General features: G+C 59.6%; 11 protein-coding genes. 6 read left to right on the plus strand and 5 right to left on the minus strand.

Going from position 1 to position 12,568, the window contains the following annotated elements:
* Positions 1-27 precede the first annotated feature (27 nt).
* A complete protein-coding gene (locus J7380_RS06680; RefSeq protein WP_209195028.1) occupies positions 28-1,806 on the plus strand; it encodes an SLC13 family permease in 1,779 nt (592 codons plus the stop codon).
* Between the two features lie 96 nt (positions 1,807-1,902).
* Positions 1,903-2,649, plus strand: a complete 747-nt coding sequence (locus tag J7380_RS06685; RefSeq protein WP_209195029.1) for a YbaY family lipoprotein — start codon at positions 1,903-1,905, stop codon at positions 2,647-2,649.
* On the opposite strand, the gene J7380_RS06690 is transcribed toward J7380_RS06685, so the two are convergent.
* From J7380_RS06690 to J7380_RS06705, 4 genes are all read right to left on the minus strand, one after another.
* Complete coding sequence (locus J7380_RS06690) at positions 2,650-4,311, minus strand: FAD-binding dehydrogenase (RefSeq protein ID WP_209195030.1); 1,662 nt, start codon at positions 4,309-4,311, stop codon at positions 2,650-2,652.
* Entirely contained in the window at positions 4,308-5,174 is an 867-nt protein-coding gene (locus J7380_RS06695; protein ID WP_209195031.1) for a bile acid:sodium symporter family protein, read from the minus strand. Before J7380_RS06695 ends, J7380_RS06690 begins: the two co-directional genes overlap by 4 nt.
* 72 nt (positions 5,175-5,246) lie before the next feature.
* The gene (locus tag J7380_RS06700) at positions 5,247-5,981 is read right to left on the minus strand and encodes a glutamine amidotransferase (protein WP_209195032.1); all 735 of its coding nucleotides are present in this window, start codon (positions 5,979-5,981) and stop codon (positions 5,247-5,249) included.
* Between the two features lie 16 nt (positions 5,982-5,997).
* Positions 5,998-7,770, minus strand: a complete 1,773-nt coding sequence (locus J7380_RS06705) for an SLC13 family permease (protein ID WP_209195033.1) — start codon at positions 7,768-7,770, stop codon at positions 5,998-6,000.
* Positions 7,771-7,880: 110 nt separating this feature from the next.
* Here J7380_RS06705 and J7380_RS06710 point away from each other — a divergent pair, with 110 nt between their 5' ends.
* Both J7380_RS06710 and J7380_RS06715 read left to right on the plus strand, forming a co-directional pair.
* Positions 7,881-8,621: a YebC/PmpR family DNA-binding transcriptional regulator gene (locus J7380_RS06710; RefSeq protein ID WP_170352472.1), complete on the plus strand. Its 741-nt coding sequence runs from the start codon at positions 7,881-7,883 to the stop codon at positions 8,619-8,621.
* A gap of 99 nt (positions 8,622-8,720) precedes the next feature.
* Positions 8,721-10,016: an MFS transporter gene (locus tag J7380_RS06715; RefSeq protein WP_247742426.1), complete on the plus strand. Its 1,296-nt coding sequence runs from the start codon at positions 8,721-8,723 to the stop codon at positions 10,014-10,016.
* A gap of 1 nt (position 10,017) precedes the next feature.
* On the opposite strand, the gene J7380_RS06720 is transcribed toward J7380_RS06715, so the two are convergent.
* Complete coding sequence (locus J7380_RS06720) at positions 10,018-10,902, minus strand: LysR family transcriptional regulator ArgP (protein ID WP_209195034.1); 885 nt, start codon at positions 10,900-10,902, stop codon at positions 10,018-10,020.
* An 88-nt stretch (positions 10,903-10,990) separates the two neighbouring features.
* On the opposite strand from J7380_RS06720, the gene J7380_RS06725 reads away from it, so the two are divergent.
* Together J7380_RS06725 and J7380_RS06730 are read left to right on the plus strand one after the other, a co-directional pair.
* Positions 10,991-11,590 (plus strand): LysE/ArgO family amino acid transporter, encoded by a 600-nt coding sequence (locus J7380_RS06725; protein ID WP_209195035.1) that lies wholly within the window; start codon positions 10,991-10,993, stop codon positions 11,588-11,590.
* A gap of 40 nt (positions 11,591-11,630) precedes the next feature.
* Positions 11,631-12,539, plus strand: a complete 909-nt coding sequence (locus J7380_RS06730) for a DMT family transporter (protein ID WP_209195036.1) — start codon at positions 11,631-11,633, stop codon at positions 12,537-12,539.
* The last annotated feature ends 29 nt before the right edge of the window (positions 12,540-12,568 follow it).

Here is a 12,568-nt window from a genome sequence, read left to right on the forward strand (position 1 = left end):
CCGGGCCAGAGGTCGGACACACCAGGAATGCAATTCATCCAACTGACAGAGACGGGCAGCGCGATACTGGCGCTGATGGTTGTCGCGGGCATGTTCATCATGTTCCTGCGCGAGATCTACCCGACTGAAGTGGTGGCTATTGGCGGCGTGGCCGTCATGCTGCTGACCGGTATCTTGCCTTACCAAAGCGCGCTGGCCGTGCTGTCCAACCCCGCGCCGTGGACCATTGCGGCGATGTTCATCATCATGGGGGCGCTTGTGCGTACCGGCGCGCTGGATGCGTTTACCTCCACCGCGCAAAAGCAGGCGCAGGTGAACCCGCGCTTTGCTATCGGTCTTCTGATGGCTTTTGTCGTTTTGGCCTCGGCCGTGGTGTCGAATACGCCCGTGGTCGTGGTGATGATCCCGGTCTTTGTGCAGATTGCGCGGACGCTGAACGTGCCGGCCTCAAAGCTGCTGATCCCGCTCAGCTATGCGGCGATTCTGGGCGGAACGCTGACGCTGATCGGCACGTCGACCAACCTGTTGGTGGATGGTGTGGCCCGGTCGCAGGGCATGGCCCCGTTTACCATCTTCGAGGTCACGCCATTGGGCATCGCGCTGGTGATCTACGGCATGGTCTATCTGCGGTTCATTGCGCCGCGCCTGCTACCGGATCGCGACAGCATGGCTTCACTTCTAAGCGATCGCTCGAAGATGAAGTTCTTTACCGAGGCAGTTATTCCCCCAGAAAGCAACTTGATCGGGCGCGAAGTGACAGGCGTGCAGCTGTTCAAACGTCCCGGCGTGCGTCTGATCGACGTGGTTAGGGGCGATGAATCGCTGCGTCGCAACCTCAAGGGCGTTGAGCTTAAGCTGGGTGACCGCGTGGTTTTGCGCACCGAGATGACCGAGCTGCTGAGCCTTCAGAGCAACAAGGAATTGAAGCGCGTCGATCAGGTTTCGGCGGTCGAAACCAAGACGGTCGAAGTTTTGATCACTCCCGGTTGCCGAATGGTGGGCAGAACTCTGGGCGCGATGCGTCTGCGCCGGCGCTATGGTGTGTATGTGCTGGCTGTGCACCGTCGGAACCAGAATATCGGACGGCAGTTGGATGATCTGGTTGTGCGCGTAGGGGATACGTTGCTGTTGGAAGGCTCGCCTGAGGATGTTCAGAAGCTGGCCGCAGATATGGATATGGTAGACGTCTCGCAGCCTTCGGCTCGGGCTTTCCGTCGCAGTCACGCGCCTATTGCGATCGGGTCACTTGTTGGCATCGTCCTGCTTGCAGCGCTTGGCGTTGCTCCGATCCTGCTGTTGTCGATCATCGCGGTTGCGGTGGTGTTGCTGACGCGCTGCATCGACGCGGATGAGGCGTTTTCCTTTGTCGAAGGCCGTCTACTGGCGCTGATTTTCTCGATGCTGGCGATTGGCGCAGCGCTGGATAAATCTGGTGCGGTGTCCCTGATTGTCGAAGCGGTTGCCCCCGGCTTAAGCTCTCTACCGCCGTTCCTAATCATCTGGGCCGTGTACCTGCTGACCTCGGTCTTGACCGAGCTTGTGTCAAATAACGCGGTGGCCGTGGTCGTGACGCCGATTGCCATCGGTCTGGCGCAGGCGGTGGGCATTGATGCGCGCCCGCTCGTGGTGGCGGTTATGGTCGCGGCCTCGGCCTCGTTTGCGACGCCAATAGGGTATCAGACCAACATGATGGTCTACGGCCCCGGCGGGTATCGGTTCACCGATTTTCTGAAGGTGGGTGTGCCGTTGAACCTGACCGTGGGGCTGCTGGCGTCGCTGCTGATTCCGCTGATCTGGCCGCTGTAGCGACGGCACGTAATTGCCGAATAAAATGCGGGGGGCTTGTAAACGCTGATCAAGTCACGATCTTTTTATCAAATACGAATGTGAAAGGATTGGAACATGCCTATTCCGAAGCTCGGCCAGGCCATCGTCGTTGGCGCAGTTGCACTGACTATTCTGGGCGGACAAAGCCATGCAGGTACCGTTACCGGGACCGCCACATATCGCGAGCGGATCGCAGTGCTTCCAGACGCGACTCTTTTCGTCGAACTGCAGGATGTTTCTCTGGCTGATGCGCCTGCAGTGACGCTTGCGTCGCAGCGCTATGCGTTGACCAATGTCCCTGCCGACTACCAGCTGACCTATGACGACGCGCTGATTCAAGATGGCCGGACATATGCCGTCCGAGGCGCTATCTATCAGGGCAACAAACTGCTGTTCACAACAGATACGGTAAACCCTGTGCTAACGCGAGGAGCGGGGGATACGGCAGATCTTTTGTTGGTGAAGGTGCCTTCGCAACCAGCCGCAAGTCTGGATGGCACCAACTGGACAGCAATCGGCATTAACGGAGAAGTGGTGGACGCGAAACGCCCGCCTCAGATTACCTTTGCGCAGGGCGGCGCGTTCGGCGGTACCGGCGGGTGCAACAGGTTCTCGGGCCAAGCCGAAATCAGTGGTGACAGCCTGAATTTCCCTGACAACATGGCTGCGACTCTGATGGCATGCCCGCCCGAGCTTGAAGAGGTCGAAGATCAATTCCTTGCCGCGCTTCAGACTGTCACCCGCTATGCAATGGCCGGAGACAGCCTTGTCCTTCTGGACGCAGCAGGAGAGCCCGTTCTGAAATTCGTCCGCGCGCACTAATCAAGCAACAGCGCGTGAGCGTCCCGCATTGCGGCCCGAGAAGATGCAGCCGCCCAGAAACGTGCCCTCGAGCGCGTTGTATCCGTGGTATCCTCCGCCGCCAAAGCCTGCGACTTCTCCGGCCGCGAACAGGCCGGGGACGACCTGACCGTCGGCGCCGATCATCTGGCTGTCGAGGTTGGTCTGCAACCCGCCCAGCGTCTTGCGCGTCAGAACGTGCAGTTTGACCGCGATCAGCGGACCGTTGTTCGGATCAAGGAACTTATGCGGCTTGGCGGTGCGGATCAGCCGGTCGCCACGATAGTTGCGCGCGGCCAGAATGGCCGCCATCTGGGCATCTTTGGTGAAGGGGTTATCGACCTGTGAATCCCGCGCTTCGATTTGGGCGCGCAGATGGTCCTCGTCGATTGGGGCGTCGCCCATCTGGTTCATGCCACGCACCAACTCGCTGAGTGTATTGGCGACAATGAAATCCTCGCCATGCTGTTTGAACGCCTCGACCGGGGCGGTGGCTTTTGATCCGGTCAGTATCCGCTGCAACAGCACTTCGCGCCAACCGCCTTCGGTCATGTCGGGGTTCTGTTCGGACCCTGACAGGGCGAATTCCTTCTTTATCACCTTCTGGGTCAGCACGAACCAGCTGTATTCATAGCCGGTTTTCAGGATTTCCTTCAGCGTGCCCAAGGTATCAAACCCCGGCAGGCAGGGCGGTTTCATCCGGTTGCCGGTCGCGTCAAACCACATCGAGCTTGGTCCCGGCAGGATACGAATACCATGCGCTGGCCAGATCGGATCCCAGTTCTGCACGCCTTCAGTATAGTGCCACATGCGGTCGCCATTGATCACGTGGCCGCCGGCCTTCTCGCTGATGGCAATCATGCGGCCATCGACGTGAAAGGGAACACCTGCGACCATTTTTTGAGGCGGCTCGCCCAGCCGATCACGGGGCCAGTTCTTGCGCACCATCTCGAAATTGCCGCCAATGCCGCCGGAACTGACGATGACCGAAGGCGCGTAGACCTCGAACTCACCCACTTCGTCGCGGTTGGTCTTGGCCCCGTGCTGGGCGGTGTCATCGGCCAGAACCTCGCCCGAGACCCCCTTGGCGCAGCCGTTCTGCATGATGATATGGCTGACCTGATGGCGGAATTTCATCTGGATCAGCCCGTTATCCACATGTTCCTGCACGCGGCGGATGAAATGTTCCAGCACACCCGGCCCAGTGCCCCATGTGATGTGGAACCGCGGGACCGAGTTGCCGTGGCCGTCCGCATAGGACCCGCCGCGTTCAGCCCAGCCGACCACCGGAAACCAGCGCAGGCCCATATCGTGCAGCCACGGGCGCATCTCACCTGCGGCGAATTCCACATAAGCCTCGGCCCATTTGCGCGGCCATGCGTCCTCATCCCGGTGGAACTGCGCGCTGCCCATCCAGTCGCGCAGGGCCAGATCGTGACTGTCGCGGATGCCCATGCGGCGCTGTTCCGGGGTGTCGATCATGAACAGCCCGCCAAGGCTCCAGAATGCTTGCCCGCCCAGAAAATGTGCCGGTTCCTGATCGACGATGATGACCTTTTTGCCCCGGTCGCCCAGCTCGGCAGCGGCAGCCAGTCCGGCCAGCCCAGCCCCCACAACGATGGCATCTGCAGTGTTATTGGTCATGCGACGTCCTTTCGGCGGAACCATAGGAGGAAAGGCACGGCCACGACATACATCGTGATCCCGTAAACGGCCGACGGCAGGGCCAGCGGGCTAAATCCGCTTTCGGTGCCAGTGATCAGCGCAGCTAACGTGATGCCCAGAGTCGAGTTCTGAATGCCGGTTTCGATTGAGACGGTTTTGGCCTCATCCCATGACAGGTTCGCGGCTTTGGCAATCCCCAGACCGATCAGCAGTAGTGCAACGTTCAGGGTGATCAGGCCGCTGCCCATGATCCCGAGATTTTCGGTGAATGTTTGCCAATTTGCGGCCAATGCAGCCAGAACCACGAGCACGAACAAGACCGTTGCCAACTTGGATAAGCCGCTCTCGATCCGGTTTGCAAATCCAGTTGCGAAATGGCGGATGCTAATACCGATTGCGACGGGCAGGGTGGTGATCAGGAACATGGCGACAGCCAGCCCGGTGATCGAGACTTCGGGGGCGTCGGCCCCCATGAAATGCGCGATCGACCACGCGGCCAGAAACGGCACGGTCAGCATCGACAACAGGCTGATCACTGCCGTCAGGCTGACCGACAGGGCCACGTCCCCCTTGGCCAGTTTCGACAGGATGTTGCTGGTCACACCGCCGGGGCAGAAGCTGAGGATCATAAACCCAACCGCAATTTCGGACGGCAGCGCGAACAGTTTGACCGTGGCAAAGGCCGCGATTGGCAGCAGCACGACCTGACACAGCGCGCCGATAGCAAAGGGGTAGCCGCGTGTCAGGACGCGGCGGAAATCTGCAACCTCAAGGCCCACGCCCAGAGATAGCATGATAATGGCCAGCGACAGGGGCAGGCCGACAGATATGAGTAGATCCAAGAACAACTCCTCCCAAAGCCGTTCCGGTCAGCCTATGCGAGCGGTCCGCAATTGCGCAACCGCGCCGTTGGGTCAGCCATAGCGTTCCGCAAAACGGCGCAGGATCAGTGCCGGCTGGGTGACGTCGGCCGCGTGGCAGATGTCGATCAGGCGCTGGGCATCCTCTGGTGGAAAATAGCCGTGATGCTTGTAGATATTGATACGTTCCTCAAAGTCCTTTGCCTCGGCCTCGGGATGGAACTGCGTCGCATAGACGTTCTGGCCGAAACGGATCATTTGAAACGGGCAGGGGTCCGAGGCCAGCAAGTGCACGCATCCTTCGGGTAGTGCCTGAACCGCCTCTTTATGGCCGACAAACGCGTCAAAAGTTACGGGCAGCCCTGCCGTTAGCTGGTCCTGCATACCGTCCTCGGTCACGTGGCAGGTCGAAGGCCCGACGGGTTCACCGTATTTTTCTTTACTGACCGCCCCGCCAAGGTGGGCGGCCAGAATGCCTAAGCCATAGCAACACCCCATGAAGGGATGGTCCTGCGCAGTTATCTGCGGCATCAATCCCATGATCGACGCCTCGACGCGGGCATCTATGTCAGATTTCGTCGCGGGGTCATCGCTGACGCAGCCGGGGCCTCCGCCGACGATCACGCCTGCGTAATCGGTTACGTCCAGCCCCTCAGGCAGATTTTCGCAATCCAGACGGATGCGATGCGTTCGCTCGGGCGTCAGCCCGGTTTTGTCCAGGACCGAGGTGTACTCAGCATCCGAGGCGTCCGTCTCAGGGCGCAATTGCAGGATCAGAAATCGTTTCATAAGCAGCCTTTATCCGTCACAGCGGCCAGAACACAAGGATCGAGGGGACTGAAACGGCGATGATTAGAACCTCCAATGGCAGCCCCATGCGCCAGTAATCGCCAAAGCGATAGCCGCCGGGGCCAAGCACCAGCGTGTTGTTCTTGTGGCCAATGGGCGTCAGAAACGCAGCCGAGGCTGCCACGGCCACCGTCATCAGGAACGGATCGGGCGAGACCTCCAGCGTTCGCGCCATTTGGATGCCCACAGGAGCGGCAACGATGGCGGTGGCGGTGTTGTTCAGCACATCCGACAAGGTCATCGTGACCACCATCAGCACCGTTAGAATGGCCCATGCGGGCAGGCCGTTGGTCAGTTGGATCAGCGCATTTGCGATCAATTCAGTCCCGCCAGAAGTCTCCAATGCACTACCGAGTGGGATCATCGACCCCAGCAGTACCACGACGGGCCATTCGATATGGTTGTAGATCTCGCTAATAGGCATGATTTTGGTTAGCACATAGGCCACCACGACCAGACCCAGCGCAATCGGCAGGTAGATCAGCCCGATACTGGCCGCCAGCACGGCCGCCCCGAACAGGCCAATCGCCAGCCACGCCTTATCATTGGCGGTTACATTCAGGCCCCGCTCTGCCAGAGGCAGGCAACCCAGCCATTCGGTCACATCCGCGCTGCGGTCGCGGGGGCAGAGCAGCAGCAGGATATCGCCTGCTTCGACCTCGGTCTTGCGGACTTGTTCGGTGATCTGACGACCCTGGCGCGAGATGCCCATCAGCACGGTGCTTTGCCGCCATGCCAGCCCCAATCCTTGCGCGGTGCGTCCGGTGATGCGGGCGTTCTCGGTGGCGACGACCTCGATCACCTCTAGCCCGTCGCCCTCGGCGGTCAGCAACTCCTGCCGTCGCGTGTCCGAGAAATCGAGGTTCAGCGCCGCGCGGAATTCGTCCAGCGCCTCGGGGCGGGCTTCCAGCACCAGCGCGTCGCCCGCGTGCAGGGTGGCATGGGCCGACCGCCCATAGCGCCGCTTGCCGTCGCGGATCAAGCCGATGATGGCCACGTCGGATTTCTCGGCAGCTTCGTATAATTCGCTCACACGCTTGCCGATCTGAGGGGATTCCGGCGGGATGGTCAGTTCGGCGATGTATTCGGCCAGCGCTTCAGAGCTTTCGGTCTGCGGCCCGCGGTTGGGGATCAACCGCCAACCTATCAGCGCGACAAAGGCCAACCCTGTGATGGCCGCGATCCCACCGACCGGGGCGAAATCGAACATTTGGAACGGCTCGCCCAGTGTCTCGGCCCGGATCGAGGCGATGATGATGTTGGGCGGAGTCCCGATCAGCGTAGCCATGCCGCCCAGAATGGTGGCAAAACTCAGCGGCATCAGTGACAGGCCCACCGACCGCCCGGCCTTGCGCGCCGTCTGGATATCGACCGGCATCAGCAGGGCCAACGCCGCCACGTTATTCATAAAGGCCGACAGGACCGCGCCGATCCCGCCCATCAGCGCGATGTGCGCGCCAAGCCCGCGCGAGGCATCGACCAACGAGCGCGTGATCAGAAACACCGCGCCCGAGCGGACCAGCCCGGCGGATACCACCAGAACCAGCGCCACGATGATGGTTGCGGGATGGCCGAACCCGGCGAATGCGTCATCCACGGGCACGACGCCCAGCACGACGCCAATCATCAGCGCCGAAAAGGCAACCAGATCATATCGGAACCGCCCCCATAGCAGCATTCCAAAAACCGTGGCGAAAAGGGCAAAAAGAATGATTTGATCACTTGTCATGTCGCCACCATACCCGTGACGGGATATCGGGCAAGCCGCTCTCTTGATCCTGCCCCCTGCAACCGTCTATATGAGCGCCGAACACGTAATCACGATGACGAGGACGCATTATGGCAGGCCACTCCAAATGGGCCAACATCCAGCACCGCAAGGGACGTCAGGACGCCGCGCGGTCCAAACTGTTTTCCAAACTGTCGAAAGAGATCACCGTGGCCGCCAAGATGGGCGACCCCGATCCCGACAAGAACCCGCGCCTGCGTCTGGCGGTGAAAGAAGCCAAGTCGAACTCGGTCCCCAAGGACGTGATCGACCGCGCGATCAAGAAATCTGTTGCAGGCGAAGGCGACGAATACGAAGAAATCCGGTACGAGGGCTATGGCCCCAACGGCGTGGCGGTGATCGTCGAGACGATGACCGACAACCGCAACCGGACTGCCTCGACCGTGCGGTCCACGTTCTCGAAGAATGGCGGCAATCTGGGCGAGACCGGTTCGGTCGGGTTCATGTTCGACCGCAAGGGAGAGGTTGTCTATCAGGCGGACGCGGGCGACGCGGACACAATCTTTGAGGCCGCGATCGAAGCCGGTGCTGAGGATGTCGAAAGCTCGGAAGACGGTCACATCATCTGGTGCGCCGATACCGATCTGAACGACGTATCCAACGCGCTGGAAGAGGCCTTGGGCGAATCCGAATCCACCAAGCTGGTCTGGAAACCCACGACCACGACCGAACTGGGTCTGGAAGATATGCAAAAGCTGATGAAGCTGGTCGATGCGCTGGAAGACGATGACGACGTGCAGCGCGTAACGACCAACTTCGAAGCAACGGATGAGGTCATGGCGCAGCTGTGATCCTGTCGTTATTCGAATAGGAAAACCCGGCCTCTGGTCGGGTTTTTTTACGCGCCTTTTCAGTGTGCTTGGCCGGGTGCTTTAAACCGGGTAAGTTGCTTGAAAAACGCGTATGAGGGCATGGCGGACAATTCCCAAACCACCGCAAAACGAAATCTGCCGGTTCTGACCGGGCAAAGCATCCTGTCGCAAATCGCCTGGACGCTTGGCAGCCCCTCTATCGTGCTGCCGTTTCTTGCTGTCTCGCTGGACTTGCCGATGTTCATAGCAGGCGCGCTGGTCTCGGTTCGCATGGTGGGCAGCGTGATTGCGGATGTGTTCCTGGCGCGTTCGATTTCGGCACACGACCGCAAGAAACGTGGCATTGCGCTGACCGAGGTCGCGGTCGGCCTCTGCCTTCTGATCGCTCTGGGGGTTGCGACGACGGGTTATGTGCCACTGATCGCGGCGGCGTTTGTCCTTGTTTTCTTCATCATCGGGTTGGTCGATGAGACGCAGATGCTCATGTATACGGACTTACTGGGCGATCACGTTCAATCCAAATCCCGCATGATCATGCGCTACCTGCAACTAGGGGTCGGAGGGCTCGGCGCCATTGGACTGGCGCTTTTGGTGCATGAGATCGTTAAAGAAAACCCACCTTTCTCGCGTCATTCGGCAATCATCTTCGTGTCCGTGGGCTTTTTTATCCTGTCGGGCCTGGCCATTCTGGCGATGTTCGAAGGCGCGCGCGGTGGAGAAAGCACCGGCGACGCCGTGCCCGCACCGAAACGCAAGTTCATCACCTATTTTACCGACATCACCGCGATGTTCAACGAGGCGTGGTTCCGGCGTTACATGATCATGCGCTTGCCTCTGGTCGCGGCCACACTTTCAGTGCCCTTTTTCGCCCTGATCGCGGCTGAGGCGCACCATGCCTCGACCAAGGGTCTGACAGCCATGATCGTTTCCTCGGCGTCTGGATATCTGGTTTCCGCTCCGTTGTGGCAGGTGGTGAACATGAAGTCTCATAGGGCGGTCATGGTGACGGGCAACCTGATGGTCGCCATCACTGGGGCGGTGCTTTTGACTTTTCATTTCTTGCACTTGGATCATGATGTTCATCTGCACGCGATCGCGCTGTTCATCGTGACGGTGGCCGTGACCGGCATCAGCAGCGCACGAAAACTGTATTACCTGGACGTGGCCCCGAAGGATCAGCGCGTCAAGGGCGCAGCAGCGATCAAGAGCGTCAGTCGCCTGGTCGCAGTCATCCTTTCCGCCGCGCTGGCCGCGGTGGCGCATATGCACGAGGTCGCTTGGGCCATTGCCTTTATCGTCGTGGTGGCCGTATTCGCGGCCTTTGCCTGCTATCGCCTGGTTTTGCCGGTGGCAGAAAGCTCGGCTTCGGCTTGACCTATGCCGGCTGCAACGCCTTGCTTGCGCTGCGTTTCACCGCTTGGGTCAACGGGCGCAGCGCCGGGGCCAGAATGCGCCCGACTTGCCATGTCAGGGGAACATCGTAAGGCGCATCCGCAAGCAACAGGGACAGGCTGCCATCGCGCAACGCTGGCTTCACAAGACCTTCGGGGTTCATCCCCCATCCCAGCCCGGCAATCGCGGCTTCGACAAAGCCATGCGAAGAAGCCAGATAGTGAGAGGGCGGCGAAAGGCGCCGCCCGGTTTGTTGAGTGATCCAGGCCCTTTGCAGGCCGTCTTTACGGTTAAATGTCAGGTTTGGCGCCTGGCCAAGACTGTCGATGTTTACCCCTTTCGGAAACCACCTTTGCATGAAGGCCGGACTTGCTGTCGCCAAGTACCTCAACGACCCGAGCGCGATTGCATCACAGCCCGCGACAGGTTGACCTCCGATAGTGACCGCTGCGCTGACCTCTCCGCGCTTTAACCAGTCAGCGGAATAATCCTGATCGTCGATCACAAGATCAAACAGCATGTCGTCCACCTGCGCCATGGCGTCGATAAACCATGTTGCCAGCACGTCGGCAGGCACTGCGATCCGAACACGCGTAGGGTTCGTGTTTTGGTCCAGCGTCAATTCACGCGCCAATTGGGCCTCTAGCAATCCGATGTCCTCGGCGTGTTGGGCGATGCGCAGACCAGCCGGAGTGGCGGTGCAGGGTGTGCCGCGAAGGATCAATGCGGCACCGACCCGGTCCTCTAACGCTTTAATTCGCTGGGAAATAGCGGAAGGAGTGACCGATAGCTCGGACGCGGCGGCCTCAAAGCTGCCATGACGCAGAATGGCAGACAAAGCAGACAGGTGATTGGGGTCGAGCAGCATTAGTAAAACTTAATCGGGATAAACATCTTTAATTTGATAGGCAGCCTTGGGCATCGTAGTCAACTGGCCAACAGCTTAAGGAGTTCTCATGCCCACGTCTCTGATTGCCGGATTTGCGCTCGGCTTTAGCCTGATCCTTGCTATCGGGGCGCAGAATGCTTTTGTTTTGCGGCAGGGCTTGCGGCGCGAGCATGTATTTCCCCTGTGTCTAACCTGCGCGGTGTCGGATGCGATCCTGATCGCAGCGGGTGTGGCCGGTTTCGGATCGCTGGCGCAGATGGTTCCTTGGTTCGAAACCGCGATGCGGTACGGGGGCGCGATTTTTCTGACCTGGTACGGGTTGCGAAGCCTAAATTCCGCGTGGCGCGGGGGCGCAGTGATGGAGGTAGAGGGCGGTCAGCGATCTAGTTTGCGGACTGTGCTGCTGACGGTGCTGGCCTTCACCTGGCTTAACCCGCACGTTTATCTGGATACGGTTGTGCTAATCGGGTCGATTTCAGCCCAATACGAGGACCGTTTGGCTTTTGCTGTTGGTGCGATGACCGCAAGCTTTGTCTTCTTTTTCTCTCTCGGCTACGGGGCAGGGTTTTTGTCTCCTATATTCGCCCGCGCCAGAGCTTGGCAGGTCTTGGATGTGATTATCGGTGTGGTGATGTTGGCGATCGCGGCCAAGCTTGTCGTGATCTGAGGGCTTGTCCCCAAGCGGTATTCAGTGTTGAACCGTTAACATGACAACTCTCACCGCCCCCGCTCGGCCTGTTGCTGGCATGTTCTGGATGTTCTCGGCCGGGTTGTCTTTTGTGGTCATGACAGCGTTGGTCAAGTCGCTGGGGTCCAGCATGGATCCGATACAGGCTGCTTTTCTGCGGTTCGTTTTTGGGTTGGTCTTTCTCTTGCCCGCGCTGCGCTTGATCGTCTCGACACCGTTGTCGCGCAGGCACTTAACCCTGTTCGGCATACGCGGGATCGTTCACGCGGTGTCGGTGATGTTGTGGTTCTATTCCATGACCCAGATACCCTTGGCTGAAGTCACAGCGATGAACTACATGACCCCGGTCTACGTGACACTTGGTGCGGCGCTGTTTCTGGGTGAGCCACTGGCGTTTCGCCGCATCGCGGCCATTGGCGTGGCCCTGATCGGGGTTGCCATCATCCTCAGGCCCGGCTTTCGAGAGGTTTCGCCGGGCCATATGGCCATGTTGATGACCTCGCTGACGTTAGGGGCGTCATATTTGCTGGCCAAACGGCTCGTGCAGGACTTGCCGCCCTCAGTCGTAGTGGCGCATATGTCGATCTGGGTGACACTCGCGCTGATCCCCTTTGCGGTGGCCGTATGGACACCGCCTAGTCTGTATGACCTCGGCGTGTTGTTTCTGGTCGCCAGTTTTGCCACGTTGGGCCATTACTTCATGACGCTGGCACTGCAGGCGGCACCCGTAGCGGTGACGCAGCCGGTTACGTTTCTGCAGCTGATCTGGGCGACCCTCATGGGTGCGCTGGTGTTTCACGAAAGCGTCGACATCTGGGTCGTTGCCGGAGGCACTCTGATTCTGTCCGCCGTCAGCTTTATTGCCTGGCGCGAAGCCGTTCTGAACCGCGGCAGCCTGACGACACCCAGTATCGCTCCGAAACTGTAGCTGTTTCCGAAGGAACAAGGCGTTATTGA

The organism is Ruegeria sp. R8_1 (assembly GCF_017743815.1).
Taxonomy (GTDB): Bacteria; Pseudomonadota; Alphaproteobacteria; order Rhodobacterales; family Rhodobacteraceae; genus Ruegeria; species Ruegeria lacuscaerulensis_A.

What these genes read in the sequence shown, in the direction of transcription:
- J7380_RS06680 (WP_209195028.1), top strand. Translation starts at nt 28, where the DNA reads ATGCAATTCATCCAACTGACAGAGACGGGCAGCGCGATACTGGCGCTG.
- J7380_RS06685 (WP_209195029.1), top strand. Translation starts at nt 1,903, where the DNA reads ATGCCTATTCCGAAGCTCGGCCAGGCCATCGTCGTTGGCGCAGTTGCA.
- J7380_RS06690 (WP_209195030.1), bottom strand. Translation starts at nt 4,311, where the DNA reads ATGACCAATAACACTGCAGATGCCATCGTTGTGGGGGCTGGGCTGGCC.
- J7380_RS06700 (WP_209195032.1), bottom strand. Translation starts at nt 5,981, where the DNA reads ATGAAACGATTTCTGATCCTGCAATTGCGCCCTGAGACGGACGCCTCG.
- J7380_RS06705 (WP_209195033.1), bottom strand. Translation starts at nt 7,770, where the DNA reads ATGACAAGTGATCAAATCATTCTTTTTGCCCTTTTCGCCACGGTTTTT.
- J7380_RS06710 (WP_170352472.1), top strand. Translation starts at nt 7,881, where the DNA reads ATGGCAGGCCACTCCAAATGGGCCAACATCCAGCACCGCAAGGGACGT.
- J7380_RS06720 (WP_209195034.1), bottom strand. Translation starts at nt 10,902, where the DNA reads ATGCTGCTCGACCCCAATCACCTGTCTGCTTTGTCTGCCATTCTGCGT.
- J7380_RS06725 (WP_209195035.1), top strand. Translation starts at nt 10,991, where the DNA reads ATGCCCACGTCTCTGATTGCCGGATTTGCGCTCGGCTTTAGCCTGATC.
- J7380_RS06730 (WP_209195036.1), top strand. Translation starts at nt 11,631, where the DNA reads ATGACAACTCTCACCGCCCCCGCTCGGCCTGTTGCTGGCATGTTCTGG.